The sequence below is a fragment of the Nibrella saemangeumensis genome (assembly GCF_039541915.1).
GTDB classification, from domain to species: domain Bacteria; phylum Bacteroidota; class Bacteroidia; order Cytophagales; family Spirosomataceae; genus Nibrella; species Nibrella saemangeumensis.
On sequence record NZ_BAABHD010000084.1, the window covers coordinates 439,075 to 464,817 of the forward strand.

23 protein-coding genes are annotated in these 25,743 nt (G+C 54.5%); 8 read left to right on the top strand and 15 right to left on the bottom strand.

Going from position 1 to position 25,743, the window contains the following annotated elements:
- Nucleotides 1–18: 18 nt before the first annotated feature.
- From ABD949_RS29465 to ABD949_RS29490, 6 genes are all read left to right on the top strand, one after another.
- Nucleotides 19–2,568 carry a PspC domain-containing protein gene (locus ABD949_RS29465; protein WP_345249933.1) on the top strand — a complete coding sequence of 850 codons (2,550 nt, stop codon included), beginning with the start codon at nt 19–21 and terminating at the stop codon, nt 2,566–2,568.
- A gap of 71 nt (nt 2,569–2,639) precedes the next feature.
- A complete protein-coding gene (locus ABD949_RS29470; protein WP_345249935.1) occupies nt 2,640–3,377 on the top strand; it encodes a head GIN domain-containing protein in 738 nt (245 codons plus the stop codon).
- 182 nt (nt 3,378–3,559) lie between these two features.
- Nucleotides 3,560–4,252: a response regulator transcription factor gene (locus ABD949_RS29475; protein ID WP_345249937.1), complete on the top strand. Its 693-nt coding sequence runs from the start codon at nt 3,560–3,562 to the stop codon at nt 4,250–4,252.
- A 5-nt stretch (nt 4,253–4,257) separates the two neighbouring features.
- Nucleotides 4,258–5,625 carry an ATP-binding protein gene (locus ABD949_RS29480; protein WP_345249939.1) on the top strand — a complete coding sequence of 456 codons (1,368 nt, stop codon included), beginning with the start codon at nt 4,258–4,260 and terminating at the stop codon, nt 5,623–5,625.
- 296 nt (nt 5,626–5,921) lie between these two features.
- A complete protein-coding gene (locus tag ABD949_RS29485) occupies nt 5,922–6,440 on the top strand; it encodes an acyl-CoA thioesterase (RefSeq protein ID WP_345249941.1) in 519 nt (172 codons plus the stop codon).
- Between the two features lie 23 nt (nt 6,441–6,463).
- Complete coding sequence (locus ABD949_RS29490) at nt 6,464–7,021, top strand: acyl-CoA thioesterase (protein WP_345249943.1); 558 nt, start codon at nt 6,464–6,466, stop codon at nt 7,019–7,021.
- Nucleotides 7,022–7,055: 34 nt separating this feature from the next.
- On the opposite strand, the gene ABD949_RS29495 is transcribed toward ABD949_RS29490, so the two are convergent.
- The 13 genes from ABD949_RS29495 to hisG all read right to left on the bottom strand — a co-directional run bounded on the left by ABD949_RS29495 (nt 7,056) and on the right by hisG (nt 19,978).
- A complete protein-coding gene (locus tag ABD949_RS29495; RefSeq protein ID WP_345249945.1) occupies nt 7,056–7,481 on the bottom strand; it encodes a nuclear transport factor 2 family protein in 426 nt (141 codons plus the stop codon).
- Between the two features lie 153 nt (nt 7,482–7,634).
- Nucleotides 7,635–8,594, bottom strand: coding sequence for a methylenetetrahydrofolate reductase [NAD(P)H] (metF, locus tag ABD949_RS29500; protein WP_345249947.1), 960 nt, complete (start codon nt 8,592–8,594; stop codon nt 7,635–7,637).
- Nucleotides 8,591–9,496: a phosphatase PAP2 family protein gene (locus tag ABD949_RS29505; protein ID WP_345249949.1), complete on the bottom strand. Its 906-nt coding sequence runs from the start codon at nt 9,494–9,496 to the stop codon at nt 8,591–8,593. Before ABD949_RS29505 ends, metF begins: the two co-directional genes overlap by 4 nt.
- Nucleotides 9,497–9,505: 9 nt before the next feature.
- The gene (locus ABD949_RS29510) at nt 9,506–12,814 is read right to left on the bottom strand and encodes a UvrD-helicase domain-containing protein (RefSeq protein WP_345249951.1); all 3,309 of its coding nucleotides are present in this window, start codon (nt 12,812–12,814) and stop codon (nt 9,506–9,508) included.
- Nucleotides 12,815–12,904: 90 nt separating this feature from the next.
- Nucleotides 12,905–13,549 carry a response regulator gene (locus ABD949_RS29515; RefSeq protein ID WP_345249953.1) on the bottom strand — a complete coding sequence of 215 codons (645 nt, stop codon included), beginning with the start codon at nt 13,547–13,549 and terminating at the stop codon, nt 12,905–12,907.
- A gap of 128 nt (nt 13,550–13,677) precedes the next feature.
- Nucleotides 13,678–13,824, bottom strand: a complete 147-nt coding sequence (locus ABD949_RS29520) for a hypothetical protein (RefSeq protein ID WP_345249955.1) — start codon at nt 13,822–13,824, stop codon at nt 13,678–13,680.
- A 118-nt stretch (nt 13,825–13,942) separates the two neighbouring features.
- A complete protein-coding gene (locus ABD949_RS29525) occupies nt 13,943–14,479 on the bottom strand; it encodes a hypothetical protein (RefSeq protein WP_345249957.1) in 537 nt (178 codons plus the stop codon).
- 96 nt (nt 14,480–14,575) lie between these two features.
- Complete coding sequence (gene hisC / locus ABD949_RS29530) at nt 14,576–15,655, bottom strand: histidinol-phosphate transaminase (protein ID WP_345249959.1); 1,080 nt, start codon at nt 15,653–15,655, stop codon at nt 14,576–14,578.
- Between the two features lie 74 nt (nt 15,656–15,729).
- A complete protein-coding gene (locus ABD949_RS29535; protein WP_345249961.1) occupies nt 15,730–16,494 on the bottom strand; it encodes a DUF2310 family Zn-ribbon-containing protein in 765 nt (254 codons plus the stop codon).
- Between the two features lie 11 nt (nt 16,495–16,505).
- Nucleotides 16,506–17,072, bottom strand: a complete 567-nt coding sequence (locus ABD949_RS29540) for a GNAT family N-acetyltransferase (RefSeq protein WP_345249963.1) — start codon at nt 17,070–17,072, stop codon at nt 16,506–16,508.
- A complete protein-coding gene (locus ABD949_RS29545) occupies nt 17,065–17,790 on the bottom strand; it encodes a LolA family protein (protein WP_345249965.1) in 726 nt (241 codons plus the stop codon). The genes ABD949_RS29540 and ABD949_RS29545 overlap by 8 nt, the downstream gene beginning before the upstream one ends.
- Before the next feature lie 43 nt (nt 17,791–17,833).
- The gene (gene hisD / locus ABD949_RS29550; RefSeq protein WP_345249967.1) at nt 17,834–19,108 is read right to left on the bottom strand and encodes a histidinol dehydrogenase; all 1,275 of its coding nucleotides are present in this window, start codon (nt 19,106–19,108) and stop codon (nt 17,834–17,836) included.
- Between the two features lie 9 nt (nt 19,109–19,117).
- Entirely contained in the window at nt 19,118–19,978 is an 861-nt protein-coding gene (gene hisG / locus ABD949_RS29555; RefSeq protein ID WP_345249969.1) for an ATP phosphoribosyltransferase, read from the bottom strand.
- A gap of 358 nt (nt 19,979–20,336) precedes the next feature.
- Between hisG and ABD949_RS29560 the strand changes: the two genes are divergently transcribed.
- A complete protein-coding gene (locus ABD949_RS29560) occupies nt 20,337–23,045 on the top strand; it encodes a PAS domain-containing protein (RefSeq protein ID WP_345249971.1) in 2,709 nt (902 codons plus the stop codon).
- Nucleotides 23,046–23,125: 80 nt separating this feature from the next.
- Here ABD949_RS29560 and ABD949_RS29565 read toward each other — a convergent pair whose 3' ends face one another.
- A complete protein-coding gene (locus tag ABD949_RS29565; RefSeq protein WP_345249973.1) occupies nt 23,126–23,542 on the bottom strand; it encodes a response regulator in 417 nt (138 codons plus the stop codon).
- 175 nt (nt 23,543–23,717) lie between these two features.
- On the opposite strand from ABD949_RS29565, the gene ABD949_RS29570 reads away from it, so the two are divergent.
- The gene (locus ABD949_RS29570; RefSeq protein ID WP_345249975.1) at nt 23,718–24,590 is read left to right on the top strand and encodes a cyanophycinase; all 873 of its coding nucleotides are present in this window, start codon (nt 23,718–23,720) and stop codon (nt 24,588–24,590) included.
- A gap of 361 nt (nt 24,591–24,951) precedes the next feature.
- Here ABD949_RS29570 and ABD949_RS29575 read toward each other — a convergent pair whose 3' ends face one another.
- On the bottom strand, nt 24,952–25,581 hold the full coding sequence (locus ABD949_RS29575) for a hypothetical protein (RefSeq protein WP_345249977.1): 630 nt from the start codon (nt 25,579–25,581) through the stop codon (nt 24,952–24,954).
- Nucleotides 25,582–25,743 lie beyond the last annotated feature (162 nt).

Consider the following 25,743-nt stretch of genomic DNA (forward strand, 5'->3'; position numbering starts at 1 on the left):
CATAAGGATTTTTCAACCATGAAAAAGACAATCAGTATCAATATCAGCGGGGTCATCTTCCATATTGAAGAGGACGGCTACGATAAACTGAAAAGTTACCTGTCTTCGATTCAGCAATATTTCTCCGGCTACGAAGACAGTCAGGAAATAGTAACCGATATCGAGAACCGGATTGCCGAGAAACTGCTGGCCAAACTGAAGGCAGCCGAAAAACAGGCGATCTCCATCGAAGATGTCAACGAACTCATCAGCGCCATGGGTACCGTAGCCGACTTCGAAGCGGTCGAAGAAGAAGAGGTACTGGTGGGAGGCAGCCGCCAGTATGCCGCCGATAACGGTTATACCACAACCGGTGGGCCACAACCCGGCGCATCGGGGCGTCAGTCGGCGGCCGGCATTGGTGCTTCGTCAACCACCACGGCTCCTCCGCGCAAGCTGTACCGCGACCTTAACCGGAAAACCATCGCCGGCGTCGCTTCGGGTATTGCCCACTATTTCAACATCGACCCGGTATGGGTGCGTTTGTTGTTCCTGACACTGGTGCTGGGCCTGCCGCCGTTCAGCGAAGCCGTTTTCAACAATGGGGGCGGGTTCTTCAGCGGTCTGGCCGGCTTTACCCTCCTGTTTTATATTGCCATGTGGATCGCCTTCCCCGGTTCCATGCAACTGGAGGAGGATAAGTCCATCAAAAAGTTTTACCGGAACCCCGACGATAAAGTGCTGGGCGGTGTTGCCTCTGGTCTGGCGGCCTACTTCGGTATTGATCCGGGCGTAGTCCGGCTGCTGTTCGTACTGGGTATTGTGTTCTTCGGGGTAGGGTTCCTGGCGTATATTATCCTCTGGATCATTTCGCCGGAGGCCCAGACCCTCACCGAGAAAATGGAGATGAAGGGGCAGCCGATTACGCTGACTAACATCGAGCATAACATCAAGCGGAGTCTCAATATCAACGACAGTGCCGAGGAAAGTACCATTACCAAAGTATTGTTGTTCCCCTTCCGGTTCATTGCCGTTATTGTGAATGGCCTGGGTCGTGCTTTGGGCCCCTTTCTGGGTGGCTTGGTAGCAGTAATCCGGGTATTCGTCGGGGTTATTATGCTGGTTGTTGCCTTTGCCCTGATGGTGGCGGCTCTGGCCGTGGCAGGTGTCGGGCTGGGGATCAGCAGCGGAGCTACGTTCGGCGACAGTGATTTTCCGCTGCATCTGCTCCGGCAGGACATTGGTGCCCCGCTGATCATGGCCGGTTTTGTGGCGGTATTTCTGCCGTTCCTGGCGCTGGCGATACTCGGTGTCATGCTGATTACCCGACGGACCATGGTAAGCAGCCGTACCGCCCTGACGTTGCTGGGTGTCTGGCTGGTGAGCATAATCATCCTGTCGGCCACGGTTCCGAACGTGGTCGCCAACTTCCGGAGAACCTCCTCGGTAGAAGAAACGAAAACCTTAACGGTAGCGGGTACGCCTACGTTTGATCTGAACCGGATTGATGCCGATTACATGGACTCTCCCGGTATTCGTCTCGAAGGCTACGAAGGTGCCGATTACCGGCTGGTGCAGACGTTTAAGGCCAAAGGCCGCACCAGAGCCGAAGCTGAAGCCAACGCCCGTACCATCACGTATAACGTGACCAGCCGCGATTCCGTCATCCGGTTCGACGATGGCCTCGAACTGGCCGCCAACGCCCGCTTCCGGGTTCAGGAACTGGACATGAACCTGTATATTCCGTATGATAAACCGTTCCGTATGACGGAGAGCTTCGCCCGCTACATCCGTAACGAATTCGGCAACAGGGAGATGGAGCGTATGAACCAGACAGTATGGCAGTTCACCAGAGCCGAAGGACTGGTCAGCCTTAACTTCCCCCGGGAGCTGAACCGCGATAGAAACGGCGATTCAGACGATGACTTGGATAACCTGACGGATGAAGTCGAAAACATCCTGGACGAAGAGTTAGGTGACGATTTCTCTACCCAGGGCGAATATACCCGTCAGTTTGATGTGTCGTCATTCAAGAGTGTGAATGCATCCGGGGCTTTTTCGATCCGGATCGTTAAAGGCGATACCTTCAAGGTGGTAGCCGACGGCCGGGAACGGGACATTAATGACCTGCGGGTAAAAGTCGACGGTGACCAGCTCGAGGTGTCGCTCGACCGGAGCGGCCTGTTCAACTGGAAAGATACCAAACGCATCGGCCTGACCGTCACGATGCCCGCCATTAGTGAATTGAAGCTTTCGGGAGCCTCCCGCTCCATGCTGGCCGGTTTTGGCCAGATGGACGATCTGACGATCGACCTGTCCGGTGCCTGCCGGTCGGTGGTTGATGGCGATGTTCAGAAGCTGGCGGTTGATCTGTCGGGCGCATCGAAGGCCATCCTGAAAGGGCGGGCCGATGTGCTTGACGCTCAGATCGGCGGAGCCAGCAAGATGGATGCCACCGGAATGGACGTTCGCCGGGCCACCGTAGAGGCCGGCGGAGCCAGTAGTGCCGATATGGGCCAGGTGGAGTCGCTGGAGTCCAAAACATCGGGAGCCAGCAAAATACGCCGGCGGGGAGGAGATGTGGAATAAAACATGGGAGGCTATTGCAACTATCCGAATCGTTTTCCCATCTTTATCCAAACAATCCATTATACGCTATCATGAGTAAATACACGATTGGCAACCGTTCCCTTTGGATAGTGGGAGCGTTGCTTACTGTTTTTTCGTTGTTGTCGTTTACCGCCCGCCATACCCTGGTTGCCACGCTTCAGGACGAAACCCGTACGTTTTCGGTGCGTGATTTTGACCGGCTGGATGTGGGTAGCGCCATGGAAATAACGGTTCGTCAGGGCAGCACCTTCAGCGTAACGGCCAGCGGTCGCAAGAGCGATCTGGATGACCTGGAGGCATCGGTTACCGGTGGTAAATTACGCGTCCGGTACCGCGACAGCCGCTGGAATTCCAATCGCAAGCGCGTAAAGCTGGACATTGCCATGCCGCAGCTGCGCGGAGCCGACTTCTCGGGCGCATCCCGCTCTACGGTAACTGGTTTCCGAAATCAGGGCACGTTTGATCTGGAAGTCTCCGGAGCCTCAACCTCCACCGTCGAAGTGGATGCGACGCGCCTTAACCTGGATCTGTCGGGTGCTTCCAACCTTACCCTGACCGGTAAGGCCGAAACCCTGGCCGGTGAAGTTTCCGGCGCATCATCGCTGAAATCCTTTGACATGAGTCTGAAAGACGCCAGCCTGGAATTATCAGGTGCCAGCTCGGCACGGGTAAACGTAACCGGGAAACTGAACGTCGACGCCAGCGGGGCCAGCAGTGTCCGCTACCGGGGGGCTGCTGCCGTCCGCTCCAATACCTCCGGGGCCAGTTCGGTCCGTTCCGAAGGCTAACGCCTTTATTAGGAAAGCGCTTGACAGGAAGCAGCCTATCCGGGCTGCTTCTTTTCTTTTGTAAGGAATTTCGGCCGGAAAAAAAGGTTAGGGCAGCCAGTTCTAATTTTTTTCTAATACGCATCTTTTATATTTCCTTCAGCCGATACTTTATCTTTGGCTGGCCCCAAGCGGTTTTGGTGATGAACACGAAGAAAATTCTGATTATTGAAGACGACCGGCGGATTGCCCAGAACATTAGCCGGGGCTTGCAGCAGGAAGGGTACGAAACAGAAATTGCCTACGAGGGGTACAATGGCCGTAATCTGGCCCTGAGTCAGGAGTTTGATCTGGTCATTCTCGATATCAGCCTGCCCGGTCTGAATGGTTACGAAATTTGCCGTAATCTTCGCGAGCAGAAACCGTATCTGCCGGTCATCATGCTGACCGCCCTTGGCGAGATGGAAGATAAGGTAGAAGGGTTCCGGCTCGGGGCCGACGATTACCTGGTAAAACCCTTTGATTTTCGGGAACTGACCGCCCGCATCAACGCCTGTCTGCGCCGGTCGGAGATGCTGAACATCCATAAACACGAGGAAGTGCTGCAGGTTGCCGATCTGATCGTTAACGTAACGACTAAAACTGTTCAGCGTGGCACCAAATTTATTGAGCTGACGGCGCGGGAGTTTGCCCTGCTGGAATACCTGGTACGGAACAAAGGCCGGGTTGTTTCTAAAACTGATCTGGGCGAACAAGTCTGGAACCTGAACTTCGACCCCGGCACCAACGTGGTGGAAGTGTATATCAACTACCTCCGGAAGAAAATCGATAAAGACTTTGAGCCAAAGTTGATTCATACCCGGTCGGGCATGGGCTATGTGCTTAAAGAAGACTAACAGCCATGCAGATTAAAACCCGCATTGCGCTCCAGTTCTCCTCAATTGTCGCTGCCATTCTGGTGGTATTCTCGCTGGTTATCTACTTCATCTCCTCAACGTACCGGCAGGAAGAATTCTACGAACGGCTCAGGAGCAAGGCGCTTACGACGGTACGTTACCTGATTGACGTCAAAGAGATCAGCGAAGAACTGCTCCGGATTATCGATAAGAATAGCCTTACCGCCCTACTTAATGAGAAGGTCCTGATCTTCGATGAGCAGAACCGGCTGATTTATTCCAGCGTCGATGATGAGGTGGTGGCTTATCCCAAAGGAATTATCAATACGGCACGGGAACAAAGGGAAATTGAAACGGTCTACGGTGATCTGGAAGTTGTGGCCTTTCTCTATGAGGAAGATAACCGCAGCGTGGTTGTGCTGGCAATGGCTCACGATAAATTTGGGAAAAGTAAGCTGGGAAACCTGCGAAATACCCTGATCTGGGGTCTATTGGTTGGCCTGAGCGTAACCATCGGTCTGGGTATTTTCTTTGCGGGGCAGTCGCTGCGGCCCATCAGCCGGATCAATGAGCAGATTTCAACCATTACGGCCCGTAATCTCCGGAACCGATTGGATGAAGGCAACCGGAAAGACGAAATTGCGCATCTGGCCATCAACTTCAACCGGGTGCTGCAGCGGCTGGATCAGGCGTTTGAGCAACAGCGCAGTTTTGTGTCCCATGCCTCCCACGAACTGCGAACGCCCCTGGCCGCCCTCAAATCAGAAATTCAGATTGGCCTGCGGCAACGACATAGTGCAGACGAGTACCAGGCTATTCTGGAGAACCTGATGAGCGATACCGACCGGCTGATCAGCCTGACCAACAACCTGCTTTTTCTGGCGCGCACGCTCGAAAACATCAGCCAGATGCCGCTCGCTGCCGTTCGGGTGGAAGATGTGCTTTTTCTGGCTAAAGAAGAACTCGTTACTGCCAAACCCGGCTATCAGATCGATATTGATTACGAAAACCTGCCTGACGCCGAAACGGAAACCATGGTGCGCGGCAATGAAGAACTGCTGAAACGGGTGCTGTTGAATCTGCTCGATAATGCGTGTAAGTATTCGGCCGATAACCGGGCTAAGGTGCGTATCCGGACAGACGAGCGGCTCTGTACCGTGACCGTAAAGGACAACGGCATCGGTATTTCCGAAAAGGATCAGGAGAACATTTTTCAGCCATTTTACCGGGCCGCCAATGCCGTGGGGTACGATGGCTTTGGGGTGGGCCTTTCCATCTGCCAGAAGATCATTGAATTGCACCAGGGCGTGATTTCGGTAACCAGCCGGCTGCACCACGGCAGTAGCTTCATCATCCAGATTCCGCACCTCTGAACACCGTAGCCAGAGGTGTTTTCGGGCCGTTTAGGAATCTAATTTTATTCTAATTTTTTTCTAACCGTTTTCCAAGTATAGTTTCCTACCTTTCGGCAACAGTTAACAAGACGAACTTTAGTGAGCCTTCACTACCAGTAACGGTCGTTGGGATCCTATTCCGGCGATACTACTCAAAAAGGGTTGAGTTTAGGTTACGTTAATCCAGGATTATCGAATAGCCATTCCCACTAGGGGATGGCTATTTTTTTGCCCGCGAATACCGTAGTTTTGCGGCATAAACGCACTTCATTTCAATGCCACAACCCAAACACGCCGAAGATTCCCTGACGGTCATGACCGAGATGGTCTTGCCGAACGATACCAACACCCTTAATAACCTGATGGGAGGCCGCCTGCTGCACTGGATGGACATTGCAGCCGCCATTGCCGCCCAGAAACACTCCAACCGCACCGTCGTTACGGCCTCCGTCGATAATGTGTCCTTCTCCGAACCCATCAAACTGGGCAATATCGTAACCATGAAAGCGCAGGTGACGCGGGCGTTTAACTCCTCCATGGAGGTGTTTATTGAAGTCTGGGCCGAAGATATTCCGGCGGGTATCCGGGTCAGTACCAACCGCGCTTTCTACACCTTTGTGGCCGTCGATCAGAGCGGCCGGCCCATAGAGGTACCACAGGTGATACCGGATAATGAAGAGGAACAGGCGCGTTTTGACAGTGCCCTGCGTCGTCGTCAGCTCCGGCTGGTACTCGCCGGCCGCATGAAACCGCAGGAAGCAACCGAACTCCGGGCGTTGCTGGCAGCCGATTAAGCTCATTTTATTCATGTATACCTATGCAGGCTCCCAAGTCGGTTAATGCCTCCCGTACCACATTGACGGAACTGATGATTCCGTCCTACGCTAATTTTGGCGGTAAAATACATGGCGGTATTTTGCTGTCGCTGATGGATAAAGTCGCTTATGCCTGTGCCGCCAAGCATTCGGGTAACTACTGCGTTACGGTATCGGTAGAAGGGGTGGAGTTCCGGCAACCGGTCGAGGTCGGGGAACTGGTCTCCCTGATGGCGTCCGTTAATTATGTCGGACGTACCTCGCTGGTGGTTGGCATCAAAGTCGTTGCCGAGAACGTGCGGACCGGCCTGGTCAAGCACACCAATACCTCTTACTTCACCATGGTGGCAAAAGGCGATGACAACCGCCCGACGGAAGTGCCGCCCTTATTGCTGGAGACGACGGAGGACATCCGGCGCTTTCTGGAGGCCATGACCCGCAAAGAACTAAAGGGGCAGTACCAGGAGCGGTTTGATAACGAGCGAAACCGCCTGCGTCTGACGGATGACCTCGGCCGGCTGGCCGATGAGCGTTGCATAATAGGAATAAAGCCAGCCTGACCTTATCACAATCAGGCCGGCTTTTCAGCTTCTATTAATTGGCTAACCGCAGCGACTGCCAGGCTACGAGCTTCCAGTCGTTGCCCCGCTTGATGTACACATCGGTGTAGCGGAGGCTCATGTTTTTCGTTTCGTTGTTGCTGGTGACGTTAACGGCCGCTTTGCCGTTAATGATGGCCGTGTTGCCATACACCCGCACCGTCTGCTCCTGTACATCAATCGCGTTGTACTTCGTTTTGCCGTCTTTCAGCGACTGAATAAAGGATTGCTTGCTGTCGGTCACCCCGCTGGAGTGGGTATAGGTCAGGTCGTTGTCGAGCACCTGATCGAGAACGGCAAAATTGTTGGCAACCTGGGCGGCAAAGCGCTTCTGTTCAGCATCTTTAACGGTTTGCTCCGGCGATTGCGCCTGGGCAAACGAAATTAATAGGGTCAGGGAAAGAATGAGCAGGTACTGCATAGGGTCTGGTTTTAATGGATACTGTATAATGAAAAATGAGGACTGAATATACTCATGCTACACATATAGTCAATCCTCATTTTTTCCAGATCGATTCACCGTCCCGGATGGTAACCGACTCGGATGCCGTTGTCGAGGGTCAGGAGTAGGGGTTCAAAACAATTCGCGGGCAATCTTCACGATGTTGTCGGACTTTCCCATCGTATAAAAATGCAGCACCGGTACCCCGGCGGCCATCAATTCCCGGCTCTGCAGGACAGACCACTCGATGCCTACCTGCCGGGCCTGTTCGTCGTTCTCGCAGGCCTGTACGGCTTTTACCAGGTCTTCGGGCATGTCGAGGTAAAAGATCTTCGGCAATACGGTCAGCTGTTTGCGGGTACTCAGCGGTTTCAGCCCCGGAATGATGGGCACGGTGATGCCCGCCTGGCGGCATTTGTCGACAAAATCGAAGAACTTCCGGTTGTCGAAAAACATCTGCGTCACAATGTAATCTGCCCCCTTATCTACCTTCTGCTTCAGGTACTTAAAATCAGACGTGTGGTCAACTGCTTCAAAGTGTTTCTCGGGATAACCCGCCACCCCAATGCAGAAATCACTGCTCGACAGGGCCGTATCGCCTTCGTGCAGGTAAATGCCCTTGTTCATGTTGCAGACCTGCTCCACCAGTTCGCTGGCGTAGGAGTAGCCGTTTTCTTTCGGTTTGAACGTGTTAAATGGCTTGGCCGGGTCACCGCGCAACACCAGTACATTGTCGATGCCAAGGTAATGCAGGTCAATCAGGAAGTCCTCCGTTTCTTCTTTGGTAAAACCCCCGCAGAGCACATGCGGTACCGGATCAACGTTGAAGCGGTGCATGATGGCCGAGCAGATACCGACCGTACCCGGCCGTTTGCGGGTAACGATCTTTTTGATGGTACCGTCGGGCATGGGCTGCTCAATGTATTCTTCGCGGTGGTAGGTCACATCGATAAACGGCGGTTTGAACTCCATCAGGGGCTCTATATTGTCGAGGAGGTTCTTCAGGTTGTCTCCCTTTATGGGCGGGATCACTTCAAGGGAAAAAATAGGTTTGCCGTTGGCGTTACGGATATGGTCGGTAATCTTGGTCATTGCTGGTTGGGTAGGGCCGCGTTTTCCCGGTAGCCTGGCTCCGGCAGGCGGACCGGCCGCTGACCCGCAAATTTAGCAGAATAAACATTGACGCTCACATAAATGCCGCTGGCCATGCCGTTGGTCCAGGGCTGAATGGTTAGCCGGCTGAGGCCCTCCGAGCGGTTTTTTACCTCGTGCAGTTTGGGAACACCCCAGCCGATGAGGGAGCCAAATGCCGCTCCGGCCAGCAGGTCGGTCGGGTAGTGGCGACCGGCAGCGTACCGAAAGTAGGCAGTTGCGGTGGCCAGGGTAAGCGTACCCGTCCAGACTACCGGCTTCAGTCGCGAGTCCGGAAAGTAGTGCTGGAATACCTCCGAAGCAAACAGGGCCGAGGCAAAGGCATTGGCGGTATGGCCCGAGAAAAACGACCGCCGTGCATCTTTGATGAATTTCTCTTCAAGCGGAACATCCGGATTATACAAAAACGGGCGGTTGCGCCGGATACCGTTCTTGATTGAGCGCTGAATGCCGTTGTTCAGCGCCAGGGTTTCAATGAACATCACGGGCACAATGGTCCAGTTGTCGCGCTTAATGGTGGGTAACCATACCAGTCCGGCAGAGCCCAGGCTGGCCAGTAGGGTTACATCACTGGCTAATTTGGCGGGGGGCGACCAGTTGTAGGTGGCACCCCGGTCAATGGCCCGGACATTGAACCGATCGAGGCTAAGAATCTCATCTTCCTCCAAAGGGAGTAAACTCAAACCCAGTCCGTAAGCGGTACCCATTGAAACGGCACCGGCACCGAGCAGAATAGCTTCTTTTTTCCATTCGAGCCGGTACGGCGACTGGCTCCAGCCGGTGAGGGTGTAGAGCGTGAAGATAAAGGAGAAAACAAATCGGGGGGTAGTTGATTTTTGCATAACGTTGGTTTAGCGTACCCAGATAACCTGTAGCGGCTGGCCCAGCCGGACCAGGCGGCCTTCTACCTCCGGATAACCCATTTCCCGGTATAGATTGTTAAAATATCGGAGCGAACCGCCCGATGGGGCCGCATTGTCGACCGGCGCACTTTCATATTGCACCAGCACCAGGCTGCCGTCGGGCCGGTGAACTACGCGGTGCGGGGCCTGCTGGGGCCGCTGCCGGCTCAGAATACTCCGGTCGGTATCGATGCGCAGCCGGGGGTTGAAGAGGTCCCGCAGGTCGGGGTGACGAATGATCTGGCCCAGGCTTTGGCGTAAGTCCTCGCACTCGGCGATACGGACGATGCCCTCGCTGACCAGCCGGCGCAGCGTTTTGTCGATGCAGTCGGGTCCTTTGATGAGGCTCAGGGCGGCACAGACTTTGCGGTCCCATTCCCTGGTCTTTTCAAAGGTTTGCACATCAAACACGCGCTCGGCCTGGCGCCGGAGCTGCAGGTCGCGGTGCCGCTCCCCACTGATGATCTTTTCCAGTTGAATTTCTTCGCCGTCCGGGTGTTTCCGGGGCTTGGAGAATGCCTGGTGGCAGTCGGACAGCACGTAGGTAGACCGCCCTTCTTCCCAGCCGCACTGCAGCGCGGTATCGCTGTTCAGGTAGGCGTGCAGCCAGTACGCTACCGTGTTGTGCGTCTGCCCTTTGGAGAAATCCTTCTGCTCGCTGATGATGTACATCCGGTCGGTGGCCCGCGTAAAGGCCACATAAAGCAGGTTCATATTTTCAATAAACGTGCGGGTCTTTTCGTTGTCGAGCTGCCGGGTTATGGCCTCGGGGGTGTTTTTTAACTCCTTTCCATTGGTGACGGGTGCTGTCTCCAGCCGGATTCGGCCGCCGTCGGCACCTGCCAGTTCCAGCGCCGGTGCCGGTACCCCTTCCAGATCCAGCCATAGGGTATGGTCATTGCTGAGGGTAACCTGCCAGTTGGCAAACGGAATAATGACAACCGGGTACTCCAGCCCTTTGGCTTTGTGAATGGTCTGGATGCTGATAGCGTCCTGCGACTCGCCTTCACCCACCGAGACCTTCTCCTGCGCAACCTCCCAGTAGGTCAGGAAATCGGCAAGGTGGCCGCTTTGCCGTTGACAGAAAGTAAGGACCTCGTCGAGGAAACGAAACAGGAACGGGCTATTTTCGGCTTTGTCGAACAACCGGAACTGCCAGGCCAGTTTTTCGACCAGTTCATACACGTTCAACTGCCGCAGCGCCACATCGTCAAGGGGATACCCGTGGTTGGTCAGGTAGTCGTACACCGCCGAGACATCTGATTCTGCGATGATCCGGAGTTCTTCGGTTTGCTTGTCGTCAGGGAAAACACCCTGGATGAAGCGGCAGAACAGGTACAGCACCTCGTAGCGGAATAGTTTCTGGTCGGGGCGATTGAGCAGTTGCATAACCGTGACCAGCCACTTCACCGGGTCTGAGAACTGGAGCGACAGCGAGTCGGCCGAGACCAGCGGAATGCCGTGGGCGTTCAGTTCGTTGGCAATGGCTTTGGCGTCTTTTTTCCGGCGGCACAGGATCGCCATATCGCCGTAGCGGTAACCTTCGCTACAGGCAGCTTCGATATGCGCCATCGTTTTCGCCAGCATGACGGCTGTCAGGTCCATTTCCTCTGTTTTAGCAACAAAATCGAGCTGAATATGCCCCTCGGGCCGGGCGCGGAGTGAGGGCTCCTGGTGAAACAGTCGCCCAGTATCGAATACTTCGGCGATTTTGCCGTGTTCGCCATCGTAGCGCCGGGCCACAAACTCAAAGAACTGATTATTGAATTCGACGATGGGCCGGGCGCTGCGCCAGTTGGTACCCAGCACCTGGCTTTCCAGCTGACCATCCAGGCTGCCGATGCGCTCGGCGGTCCAGCCGGAGCCGTGCGCCAGCCGGAGCTGACCCAGGTCCTGGCGGTGCAGGGCCACAATCTGGTCCATATCACCCCCCCGGAAGCGGTAGATGGCCTGCTTGCCATCACCCACGGCGAGATTGAAATGCTGGAACGCCAGCGCGTTTTCGATCAGCGGCAGCAGGTTGGCAAACTGAAGTTTAGAAGTATCCTGAAACTCATCGATCAGGATGTGAAAGTATTTGGTACCGAGCCGCTCGTACAGAAACGGTACCGGCTCAGAGGCTACGATGGACTGAATTTTCTTGTTGAATTCCGAGATATGCACCCGGCCATCCTGCCGCAGCAAGGCATCAAATTCAAGGCGGATCTGCTTCAGCAGGGCCAGTTTCTGCAGGTGGGGCAGCAGGCATTCATACAGGGCATACGCTTGCTGGCAGGTTGCCCGTAACGTGTCAATCTGCGAAAAACAGGCGCATAGCTCATCCACCATGCCATCAATCAGGCCCTGGATGGGTAGTGGCGTATTGGCAAGATACCAGTCTTGGGTATCGACTGTTTTGCGGTGGGTAGCCGTTGGCTCTTTATGCAGGTCTTTCTGGCAAATCGTTTTAAAGAACGCAGCAATGCTGTTTTTCTTGCCTTTAAAATCCTCTTCACTCAACCCCGTGTCTGTGATTCGCTTCCAGGCCTGCTGCGCGAGCCGGAGAATATCAGCTTCGTAGGTATGGTTATGGGTAAGTATCTGCTGGCGGATTTTCCGGATGTCGGCGGGGGATAGTTCCTGCACCCGGTTGACGGCTTCGTAGTACTGATCGGAGGTGAGGTTTTTGCCGAATTCCTTCAGCCTTTCGGGGAGCTGATTCCAGTTGTCGCCGTCCTTGGCGGTTTCGGTGAAATAGTCGCTCAGAATGTCGGTGATTTCCTCCATCTCCTCAGTACCGGCCTTTTCAATGAGGTTGTCGATGGCTAGTTCAAACACCTCATCCGTCTCCATTTCAACCTCGAAGGAATAGGGCAGACCCAGTTCGTCGGTGAAGGCGGTTACTAGCCGCTGCATGAAGCTGTCGATGGTGGTGACCGAAAAATCGGAGTAATTGTGCAGAATGGCCCGGAAAACCTGAGCTGCTTTCAGACAAACTTCTCTCCGGGCGGTTTCCGACGCGTCACTTCCCGCTGCATGCCCATATAATTCTGCTACCAGATCAGTCAGCAGGGGCGAATCGGTGCCGTCGGCAAAAGCGCGGAGTTCTTTCAGAATCCGTTCCTTCATTTCGTTGGCGGCCGCGTTGGTAAACGTGATCGCCAGAATGTGTTTAAAGTACCGGTCGTCCTGCTTCGGGTCCAGCGCCAGCTTCAGGTATTCTTTGGTCAGCGTGTAAGTTTTGCCCGAACCGGCCGAGGAACTATAAATCTTGAACATAGGGTGGCTTGCCGTTTGTCGCTGGTAAAGATAGGACGGTGACGGCGAAAAGCGAAGAAACCATTCGGCAATCGGCAGACAGATTGGTGGCTACTGATCCAGTAGTTTGTTTTTCAGGACATACCGGATCAGCGCAGCGGTATTCTTACACCCGAGTTTGCCAAGAATATTTTTTCGATGGGTATTTACCGTCAGGGGACTTAGGTACAGCCGGGCGGCAATCTGTTCGTTGGTCATACCCTCTGCGATCATGGCCACAATTTCGCGCTCCCGTTGGGTAAGTGGTTCCATCAGCGGGTTAGCGGAGGCTTTCCGACCGGCTACTCCCTCCAGCAGCACCGGAGCCAGTTCGGCGCTAATGTATATTTCGCCCCGGCTCACCATCTCCAGGGCGTGCCGGAGTTCGGCAATGCCGGTATTTTTGATCAGGTATCCATCGGCCCCGGCCTGCAGCATCTTCCGGATCGTGCTGTAATCACCCATCATGCTAACCGCCAGTACTTTTACCACCGGAGAGGTTTTCTTCAGTCGCCTGGTAGTTTCTATGCCGTTCAGTTCGGGCATTTCAATATCCATCAGCACGCACTCTACCCGGTTGTTTTGTAAAAAAGCCAGTACCTCGTAGCCATTGTGGGCTTCTCCTACCACTTCCCAGCCTTCGATTCGGTCAATCAACAGGCGCATGCCATCCAGAAAAAGCTGGTGGTCGTCGGCGAGGAGCAGGGATCGGGTCATAGTTGTTTGCAGCATCAGCGACCGGAGCACCGGCTTGTTGGTTGAATTGTCAGGCAATGCATGAGTCAGCGAATAAATACCCCATTCGGCGTATTCTCAAGGGGGAAATACCCCTTTCTACACCTGTTTTACCCCCATCCTTCTACAGACTGGTGATAAACCGGTATAGCGGTCCGGTGATCCGGACCGTGAAAGTCAGGCTTAGCCGCCAGATCGGACTTATTCGGAATCGGGAAGGAAAAGGAGAGTAATCCGGTCTGGCTCCGTGTGCACATGACCGGTAAATAAACAAAGCAAACGGATTCCTGCAAGAGGTAGGGTGACCATTCAATAAAACAGGTAGAAACCCGTAGGAAAACCACCAAGGCAGGAACTGAGTGGTTAGGGTAGACTTTACAGATTCAGCCGCAGGCCGATACCTGACTGTATATTAAAAAACAGGGGCGACGGCAGTGCTTCGGCGTACAAACCTACTTCCAGAAAAACCGATAATGGGCGATTGGGCAGAAAATATTCTGCACCCGCTACGCCCGAACCGCCCAGCGAAAGCCGGGTTTCGTATTCGTTGACGTAGGCCAGCCGGTCGGGATAATACCGGCGGCTGTTCACCTGGCCGCCAATTCCGTAGTAACCGTGAAAGCTGTCTTTTCCGAACAGCCGGTTGTGGAACAGGTAGTGGCCCTGGAGCGTAATACCCACACTCCGGTATGCGCCCCGCAGGTAATCGCGATTGTTGCCGTACAGGCCACCGAAGGTACCGATGTTGAGGTCGAAGGCCCGGTTTTCGGCAAAGTATTTACGTACGTTTATACCGGCCGGTTCGCCCAGCCGGAAACCGATCGCCCAATTGGTATATTGTGCGTTGGCTTTGTCTGCCAAGGTCATGCAAGCCAGTAAGACCATCACCGCAACAAGGTACTTCTTTCTCATAAGGCAATACATCCGGCGAACGAATCCGTTCGCCTGTTCTGGTTTATAGAGTAACGAATAAAGCGTATAGTTTGGTAAACAGTTTTGAATTGAGGATTAGGCCCTTTCGAGTACCTTCATCTGGCTCAGTACCTCCAGCAGCCGGCTATTTTCGTCGGCTGTGCCGACGGTGATCCGCAGACACCCTTCGCAGAGCTTTACCTTCGACCGGTCCCGCACAATAACCTGCTGGCTGATCAGGTGATCAAATACCGTTTTGGCATCCGGGCCGCCAGGCTGGTCGAACCTGACCAGCAGGAAGTTAGCGTCTGACGGGTACACCTGCTGTACCAGGGGCAAAGAAAGCAGTTTTTCGGATAGTACGGCCCGTTCGGCCAAAATCTTAGCAACCATTTCCTCTTTTTGGGTAACGTGGTCAATGGCGTCCAGGGCCAGTTCCTGCGTAGGAGCGCTGATGTTGTACGGCGGCTTAATTTTGTTCAGCACCCGGATTAGCTCCTCAGAGGCAAAGCACATGCCCAGGCGCAGCGCGGCCAGGCCCCAGGCTTTGGAAAACGTTTGCAGCACCACCAGATTCGGAAACTGGTCGAGCAGCGCGGTCATGGATTCTGTATCGGCAAAGTCGATGTAGGCTTCGTCCACAACGACCAGCCCGTTAAATTGCTCCAGCAGCGACAGCACCGCCTGCCGGTCGATCAGGTTGCCGGTTGGGTTGTTGGGTGAGCAGACAAACAGCAGCTTCGTATTCTCCTGAATAGCCGCCAACACCACCGGGAGGTCGATCTGGAAGCCGGGCGTGAGCGGTATCCGGATGAGGGGAACATTGTTAATGTTGGCGCTGACTTCATACATACCGTACGTGGGCGGCATAACCAGCACACTGTCCTGCTCTGGCGTACAGGTCGCCCGGATCAGCAGGTCAATGGGTTCATCGCTGCCGTTGCCCAGAAAGATCTGTTCCGGCCGAACACCTTTCAACGGAGCCAGACGCTCCTTGATGGCCCATTGGTACGGATCGGGATACCGGTTGTAATTGGCCACCGTGGCCGAGCCCAGAGCATTTTCGTTGGCGTCCAGGAACACACCTTCCCTACCGGTATATTCGTCGCGGGCGGAGGAGTAGGGGGTTAGCGAGAGGATGTGCGGACGGAGAATGGAGTTCAGCTTAAAGTTCATGATAAAGTTGGATGGAGTAAACAGGCAGTCTCCTGACAGGCAAAGGTAAAGAGGGAATCCAGCGTCTCCAAACGTTAACAGTTACTGGACAGTTCAGAGACTAACCGGCAATTATCACATTTAAAGGCGATGTAGTCATTGAACGTAGCTTCTGGAATTAACCAGTCACCTCCGCAACCGGGGCATTTTCGGGCTTCATCTTTTTTGCGCCCCCAGGCTCGCCAGTTCATCAGGAAATAATAGGTTGGTACGCCTGTTGAGGCCTCAATCCGGCGGCAAACCTCGCGTCCTTCTTTCGACAGGGTTGACTCTGCATCCTGCATTTGCCGCAGGGTCGATTGCTCACCGATCGTTCCGATGGACCAGAGCGTATAGATACTTTCGTAGTTCGATAGCCAGAGAGTAACGTTCTGGTAAGATTGGTAATCGGTTGTAAACGGAATTCGGTACAAGGGAATCGGCTCGTACGTGTCGCCACATTTTAACGGCGAAAATTCCCTGTATTTTAAGATAAACCAACTGGACTTCTCCGGAACTTCATAGTCGGCAGCGCGCACCTCCGTACCGGTGTGGACAAAGGTTATGGTACGCTTTAGGTGCGCTTCGAGTCGGGTAATGATACTGCTGCAAACCGGCATCCGGTATTTTTCATCCAAAGAGTCCATCGCCGGACACACTACCGGTATCCTGGCTATATTGCCTTCCTGCGTACATTGAAAACTGCTGCTGAGTATTTGGGAAGTCTCCTCCAGATAACCGAGAATCATTTTACATTCTTCGTCTACATACCCGTCATACGCTGCCTCGGATAAATCCAGTTGGATGTCGAACGTATACATGAGTCTTGTTGTCAGAGTTCCTTTTTCATAATAACCATACCCCGGTATTCGGGCTTCATCACCGGAAAGTCGAGGTGGTGAGTGCCGCAGTGCACAAAGCCGTTCTGCCGGTAAAAGGCGATGGCTTCGGTGCTGCTGTCCATGGCCTTCAGCCAGATCAGCGACTTCTGGTGCTGCCGGGCGATGTCAATGATTTGTTGCATGACGGCCTTCCCCACGCCCTGGCCGGTAGCGGCCCGTTCGATATAGATCCGTTCCAGTTCCAGTGCGTTCAACCCCTCATGGCCCGGTAGCGGTTCATGTAGCTTCAGCTTGACAAAGCCCACCGGTTGCTGGGCGGCCAGAATAAGGTAATACCGGTGGTTTGGGTGGCTCATGTCCTCCCGCAACACCTCCGGGGTAAAGCACTTGCCGACATACCAGGAACCTCCGTCGAACCAGAGGTGGGTATAGTGATCATTGTAGGCCCGAACGGCTACCCTGGCTACCTGCGGTGCCGCATCGGCAGTTACTGGTTTCAGTTCGATAACCTTTGCCGATGTAATTGCTTGTTCGGGTAGATCTGGTTCGCTAGTCACAGTACTCTTCTTTGAACGCCAGTGCATCGTCCTTCACTGATTTGTTGATGACCGGCTGGTATGTGATGCTGGTGCGGGTGCTCACCGACGGCGACTGGTAGTCCTCGTCAATCCGCCGGATCAGGTACGTCTGCTGATCCACCCAGAGCTGGGCTTTCTTCTTCCCCCAAACCAGGGCTTCGAGCTGGTAACAGGGCTTGCCATCCTGCGTAGCCGTCCCGATCAGTTTTACCGATTGCAGCTTTTTAGGGTCCCAACTGGCTTTGATCGGCTCATTCAGGAGCATACCCGGTATTTTTCGGGCTGCGGTGCCGGAGCCTTCGGAAATGGCCGTTAAAGCCGCACCCAGGGAAGGCTCATGCGTCGAGGCCCGGTCCTTGTGCTGTGACTTCAGCATCCGGGTATTCTTGCCATCGGAAACAACCAGGTAGCAGGTTTTACGGTTGGTAAACATGACCGACTTACTCTGCTCGTAGCGGAATTTAAAGCGGTTGGCCGGCCGTACAAAAGCCGTTTCAAAGGAGAGTGTACTGGTATGGTTCGGCTCCTTGTCTCCCTTTTCGGTGTACCAGGTCGTTACGGTGCCGGCATCCTGGTAGGTCTGTGCGGTAGCGTAGGCTTTCCGCATCCGGTCATAGATCTGCTCGGCGGTGGGCTGCTGGCCATGGGCAGCAATGCCTGTCAGTACTACCAGGGTTGTAAGAATTCCTTTCTGCATGCCAATCGGTTTGGGTTAAAGTTGACAAATTTGCCGTACGAAATTACTCTATTGACGCTAAGCGGATGCTGACGGCGTGCTTATGGGCCCGCAGCGATTCGGCTTCCGCCATCGCTTCTATGGTTTTACCTAAACGCTGCAACCCCTCCGGTGTGATGGACTGAACCGTGATTTTCTTCACAAAGCTATCCAGCGACACCCCGCTATACGCCCTGGCGAAGCCATTGGTCGGCAGCGTGTGGTTGGTGCCGGAGGCATAATCACCGGCCGATTCCGGGGTGAAATTGCCGAGGAAAATAGAGCCGGCATTGATGATCCGCTCGGCTACCGCTTCGGCGTTTTCTACGCTCAGGATCAGGTGCTCAGCGGCATACTGGTTCAGCAGGTCAATAGCCTCATCTTCCGTTTCGACCAGGATTGCCTTGCTGTTGGCAATGGCTTTTGCCGCCATATCCCGGCGCGGCAGGTTTTCGAGTTGCGTGGTTAAGACCAGATTGGTGTTCATGATGAGCTTCTTGCTGGTAGAGACCAGTAGGACCTGACTATCAACGCCGTGTTCAGCCTGCGACAGCAGGTCGGCGGCTACAAAGGCGGGTATGGCGGTATCGTCGGCGTACACGGCCACTTCCGAGGGGCCGGCCGGCATGTCAATGGCGATGCCCTCCTTAGCTACCAGCATTTTGGCCGCTGTGACGTACTGGTTGCCCGGACCGAAAATCTTGTAGACCTGCGGCACGGTTTCGGTGCCGTAGGCCATGGCCGCAATGGCCTGCGCTCCGCCTACCCGGAACACCCGGCGAATGCCCACCAGATGCGCGGCAAACAGAATGGCCGGGTGGTTGCTGGGGGTACACAGAATAACCTCTTTGCAGCCCGCCAACTGCGCTGGTACGCCCAGCATCAGCACCGTCGAGAACAGCGGTGCCGTGCCACCGGGTATATACAACCCTACTTTTTCGATGCCTACACTTTTGCGCCAGCAGGTTACCCCCGGCATCGTTTCAATTTTCTCGATAGGCTGCCGCTGGGCCTCGTGAAACGTCCGGATGTTCTGGTAGGCCTGCCGGATAGCCGTTTTCAACTCGTCGGTAAGCTGGGTCTGGGCATTGGCCAGTTCAGTCTCCTCCAGAACAAAACCCGGCTCCGTCAGGTCAATCTTATCAAACTTAAGGCTTAGCGTCCGAAGTGCGGCATCGCCGTCCCGGCGCACCTGCTCCAGAATCGGGGCTACCACCTGTTCAATCTCTTCGGACCGTTGCACCGGCCGGGCCAGCAACGCCGGCCACTCGGTGCGGGAAGGAAAGGCAATTATGTTCATAATTCCTTTTCAGTTTATCATTTTCTCAATCGGAATGACCAGAATGCCCTGGGCACCGGCGGCCCGGATGGCTTCAATGTTCTCCCAGAAGTCGTTTTCGTTGATGACGGAATGAACCGAACTCCAGCCTTCCATGGCCAGCGGCACCACCGTTGGGCTTTTCATGCCGGGTATCAGACTGATGATATCGGGAATGGCGTTGTTGGGAGCGTTCAACAAAATGTACTTGTTGTTTTTAGCGGCCTGCACGGCTTTGATGCGGAACAGCAACTTCTCCAGAATAACCTGCTGCTCATCGTTCAGGGTATTGTTGGCGACCAGAATGGCCTCCGAGCGGAAGATGGTTTCTACTTCCTTCAGGCCATTGCTCAGCAGCGTGCTGCCCGAACTGACGATGTCGCAGACGGCCTCCGCCAGCCCGATGCTGGGGGCAATCTCGACCGAGCCACTAATCTCGTGGATATTCGCCTGTACGCCCTGCTCCGCCAGGTAGTTGCCCAGCAGCCGGGGGTATGAGGTAGCGATGTTTTTGCCGTGGAGGTCGCTGATACTGCTCCAGCTTTCGCTCCGGGGAATGGCAATGGACAGGCGGCATTTGGAGAAGCCTAGCCGGTGGACGGTCTGCACGCTCCGGGCCGACTCCACGGCCACGTTTTCACCCACAATGCCGAGGTCGGCCACGCCATCCTCAACGTACCCCGGAATATCATCGTCGCGCAGAAACAGAAACTCCGCCGGGAAGTTAGACGAAACCGATTTGAGCTTGCCGGTGCCGTAGTCGAACCGGATGCCACATTCTTTGAAAAGCTGGTATGAATCTTCGCTGAGCCTGCCGGATTTCTGCAAGGCAATACGAATCAGGGTAGTCATATGCGGTTTGGTGTTTGAAATTGACCCGGATGCCCCAGGAGCGGGCAGTCGGTAAAGCGGTAACGAACAGGCTGGTTCCGGCGGTTAGCCGTGCAGAAAGCCATGATGATGGCAATGTCGGAAGGAGAGATGTAGCGCCTGCTGGAAAATCATGCCGTAAAGGTAGGCGTACCGGCGGTTATATGCAACTGTCCTGGCAATTCGGTGATTCACGAGTCTGCCGCAACCAGGTAACTGGCTCGTTCTCTAAGCGCCGGCGAAACCAGACACCTGCTGAGCGTACCGTTGCCACAATAGAACAGTAGATTGTCACTTCTTTCACTTACCTTTAAGTATACTTCGTAAGGAGAACTTTTTTATGTTGGATTCATATGTTAATCAACTCTCTTCAGCTACTCTGCTGAGTATTGTGGAGAGTAGCCAGAACGGAATTGTCGTTCTGACCGCTGTTCGCGGGGAAAAAGAGATTATTGAGGATTTTGAGGTCATATACAGTAATACGCAGGCTAAAAAGCAGCTGGGGCTGGCCGAGGAGCAGGTGTTGAATAAGCGGTTGACGGCAATTTTTCCGAGTCCGTACGAGTTGCTGTTCCGGTTTAAGCAGGTTGTGGAGACCGGCTTGCCCGAGCGCTTCGAGTTGCCTTACAACCTGGCAACGGCCCTGCCTTCGATCTGGTACGAGTGTGCCGTGACGAAGCAGGATGATGGCGTAGTGGTGACGCTGACGGATATTACCCGGCAGAAGCAGGCCTTTCAGCGGGCCGATCGCATGATTACCCGGCTGCACAGCGTGCTGGACAGTTCGCCGGCGGCTGTGTGCCTGATGGATGCCATGCGCGACCCCGAGACGGTTATTACTGATTTCCGGTTTGTCACCCTCAATAATTTCTTCAGCCAGATGGTGGAACGGCCGGTGGAGGCCCTGATCGGCGAACGGTTCCTGTCGATTTTTACGAGTGCCAGCAGCAACGGACTACTGGAAACTTTCATCCAGGTGGTTCAGACCGGCATTCCTTTCTTCATTGATATCTACCTGGAAGAGCCAGCGCTTCAGGGCTGGTATAACGTAACGGCCGTGAAGCAGGCCGATGGTCTGGCCGTGACCATGCTCGATATAAAGGATCGGAAAGAGATTGCCCGGCTGCGGGCCGCCGAAGAGAAACTGCGGGAGCGGGAACACTTTATCTGCCAGGTGGTTCAGTCTACTCCCGACGTTATCAGCGTGCTGGATCTGGACAAAAAAGAATTTATCTACCTGAACAAGGGTACTGACCTCGATGACCCGGACAGCCTGGAAGCGACCCCGGCCATTTGTTATACCGAGGTGCTGACGTTGATTCATCCGGACGACCGGGCTCTGGTAGAAGCCTATAACGAAAGTTTCCGGACGCTCCCCGACGGCGAGTTCAACACCGTGGAGTACCGGGTGATGGACGAGACGGATACCCCAGTCTGGTATAAAGCCAGGGGACGGGTATTTAAACGGGACCATGCCGGCCGGGCTACGCAGCGCCTGTGCATTTCGCAGGATATTACCCAGCAGGTGCTGGCCGGGCAGCAAATCCGCGAAACAGCGGAGCGGCTGCAGGCTGTCCTGGATGGCGCACCCGTTGGCATTGGGATGCTGGTGCCGGTCAGGGATGCGCAAGGGCAGACAGTCGATTTCTGGACCCGGGCGCTGAATCCCCGGTTTGCCCTTCGCAAAGGGCATAGCATGAGCGATATGCTGGTCCACCCGTTTTCGGACCTGTTTCCGACTTTTCACCGGAGCGACCTGTTCAATCAACTGGTGCAGGTAGCCGACCTAAACCATTCCTTCCGGAAGGAAATGTACATCAACGACGGCCGCACCAAAGGCTGGTACCAACTTTCTGCCATTCGGGAAGGCGATAGCGTCATTGTCACTTCCGTGGATATATCCGACCGGAAGCAGGCTGAAGATACGGTGCAGCAGATGCTGAACGGCTCTATGGCTGCCATTGCTCAATTGAAGGCAGTCCGGGATACCGATGGTGCCGTGGTCGATTTCGTGGTGAAAGCCGTGAACGTAGCCGGTGAGGAACTGACCCGCCTGCCCGCCGACGACCTGATTGGGCAGCCGATCCAGGACGTTCTGTCGGAGGATATGGCTCCGCTGTACGATGATCTCGTTGATGTGCTGATTACCGGGCAGCCCCTGCGGATGCAGTTTGAGCTTACTTATGAGCAGGTCGACTACTGGTTCGATCTTTCGGTGGTGAAGCAGGACGATGGCCTGATTCTGACCTGCCTCGACGTGTCGGAAATCCGGCGGGTGCAGCAGCAACTGGAAACCACCATCGGTGAATTAAAGCGTTCCTACGGTACACTGGAGCACCTTGCCCTGATTGCTTCCCATGACCTCCAGGAGCCGCTGCGGACTATTCAGGCTTTAGGCGACATCGTGATCAGCCAATATGCTGATCAATCTGGTGCCGGTAACGTCGAGATTGTTCATCGCATGCAGCGCTCGGCGAGTCAGATGCAATTGCTGGTAAACGATCTGCTCACCTACTCGCGCCTGATACTCCCCCAGCAGGCCTTCCAGAAAATAAATCTGGAAACGCTGGTGCAGGAGATCCTCGCCGAACTGAGCGGTCAGATTCAGGAGAAGCGCGCTCAGGTGGTGGTGGAATCGCTGCCGGTAATCCGGGGTGGTGTGGCCCAGTGGCGGTTGCTGGTGCATAACCTGGTTGCCAACTCCCTGCTGTGTAGCCGGCCCGGTATTGCTCCCGAGGTGCAGATCCGGTCACGCACCATCGCCGGCCGTGCCGCCGGCGGTATTGCCGGTTTAGAGGCCAACAGAACCTATTATGAAATCAGAATATCGGATAATGGTATTGGGTTCGATGCCAATGAGGACCCGGACCATATTTTTGATCTCTCGCAACGGCTGCATCCGGAAACCGGCCAGGCCGGTACTGGTATCGGGCTGGCGGTGTGTAAGCGGGTGGTAGAAAACCACGGTGGTATCATTATAGCGCAGCGTACTCCGGGAGAGGGAACCACATTTCTGATCTATATACCGGTCTCAGGTCGACAGCTCTGAACGACGTGACCATTAGATGAGAGTCGCTTTACCGGTTCGGGCCTGCCCGGCTTATCCGGCATTGACAGCCGGCGAATGGATCAGAGCGTAACCGGGCCGGTTTCCAGCCACTCCCGGCGAAACAGCAGCACCAGATCCTGCAGCTCGTTTATGGCCGAGGGCTTGGTGATGTACATATCGGCCTTCAGCCGTCTGGCAAGGGCTTTGTCAAATTCGTCGTCCGATGTGCTGTAAATCACAATGGGAATATCCTGGTACGCTGTGTTACCTCTCATGGCTTTCAGCACCTCCCAGCCGTCCATGCGGGGCATATTGATGTCGAGCAAAACAAGATCCGGCTTGTCTGTCTGGTGGTTCAGGTGATCGAGGAATTCTACACCGTCGCTGGCAAACTCTACTTTACAGTCGGGATAACTGTCCCGAAAGGCAAGCTGGAGAAAGAAGCGGTCATCCTCATCATCATCGGCAACCAGAACCAGGGGATTTTTATTCTCCATGAGCAGAAGCGTTTAGCCGCTAAAGCTAAGATTTAATCAATTTATCCCCAAATAAAATACAAAAGAAGAACAACGGCCCTTCCAGCGGGCCGTATCATAAATCCACGGGCTCCTGGTTAACTCTTACCAACATACGTTGTTGACATCACGCTAACGTTAAAATTTTTAATCCACTATGACAGCTCCCAAAGGTAAACTTATTCCGATAGGAGGAAGCGAAGCCAGAGAAACCAGTGAAGAAGCGACGAACAGTGAGATCCGGCAACGGGATTTTTTTGGCTCCGGTATTCTCAAGACCTTTCTTAACGAAATTGATAAGTCAAATCCCCGGATTGAAGTCATACCGGCGGCCTCTGAAGTGCCGGAGGAAATGGGGAAACAATATGAAAAGGCTTTCTCCGATCTGGGTGTCAAAAAGATACACATCATGTATATCAAGGACTCGGCGGATGCAGATAACCCAGAAAACCTGGAACGGCTGGAAAAAGCCGATGCCGTGCTGTTTACCGGAGGAGACCAGACGAACCTGATTGACAAGCTGCTCGACACGGAGTTTATCAAGAAGTTGCAGGATGAGTACGTGAATCGGGATTTGGTCATTGCAGGGACCAGCGCCGGAGCAGCCGCCATGTCGAGACTGGTCATCCGGGAAGGAAAAAGCGCGGAGTCGCTGATAAAAGGCATGGTGGAAACTGAAAAAGGCTTGTCTTTGCTGCCGGGTGTGATTGTTGATACCCACTTTATGGAACGGGGTCGCCTGCCCCGGCTGACGGAGGCCCTGCTGCGGAATCCCGGCCTCATTGGGGTTGGTCTGTGTATAGATACCGGCGTGGTCATTACCGAAGGAAATAAAATGCGGGCTATTGGTTCCGGGGGCGCTTTTGTGGTCTTAACCGATGAGTCTACCTATACGAATTATCATAAGGTGCCCGAGATGGAGTCGGTTTATCTGGACAACCTGAAGGTGCATATCCTGGCCAACGGTGCCGGTTTTCTGCTGAACGAACGCCAGTTTGTGCCGAGTGAGCCGGTCAGTGAAGTGAAGTAAAGGCAGTGAATAAAAAGAGTCCGGCCAGAAAATCAGTGCTTTCTGACCGGACTTCTTATAAGCAGCACCACCAACAACGCCGGTGGCTGCCTTTACCCTGGGTCTACGCTAAAAAGGCATCTATAAATCAACCTAATCAAATCTTCCTGCTCCTGTTTTGGTCCCCGGTTTCGCGCTTCAGGTACGAACCTGAGGCTGAAACCGGGGTTAACTCGTAGTGAGTGGCAGAAGAATGAACCCGGCCAAGTGCCGAACTCATTTGCGTCGAATCGAATTCTTTTCAGAACCTGATTATAAAACTCGGACGCTGTAATTGCGGAACAATTATGGCCGGCGAAGTAAGGAAACGGCCCCGCACCAGTTACCTGTTTTCCTCAGGCTGGTTATCAGGGGTGGTGCTGTCACGGGTATTGCCACCGGCCAGCCCTCCGCCACCGGGCATGCCGCTGCCAGCCCCTGATCCAGGACCTGAAGCCGCCGGATTTCCGCCATCAATCAGCCCGCCACGGGTGCCGGTCCCCAGACTACCGCCGGCCATGCCGCCCTCGAGATGGGTTACCACCGTGCCGTCAATGTCCTCACTGTCCCTGTTTATGTCGGGATCATTATCGTCCCGATCCAGGTCGGTCTTATACAATCGCTGTCCCATGTTGGCCATGCCTGCACCGGTACCGGCACCCGTGCCTCCGCCCGTACCGCCATCGGCCATACCACCCCCAGAACCGGTTGCCATACTGCCGCCGGAGCCGGCCCCGGTATCACCGCCCATGCCGCTGTCGGTGCCGCCCCCGTTACTTTCCATACCGCCATCGGTACCCGCAGCGGTGCGGCCGGCAATACCCCCGCCGGTACCGCCGTCAGTCATGCCTCCGCCGGTGCTGTTGCCCATGCCGGCTCCAGCGGCTGCGTTGCCGCCCGTAGCGCCATCCGTCATACCACCCCCGTTACCGGCCTCATCCGTTGGGGCATACATTCTGATTTGTGCTTTCATACAATTTGACGATTTTCTTAGTAAGACTAACCAGGAGCCCTTCCGTTTTCTTTCCTTATGGAATGGCAGTTCAAACGGACAGGAGCGCGTGCTATTGGCTAATTTTAATCTGGCGAAAACGTTTTTTTGTTATTTTTGAAAGAACCGCCTACACAGATTCGC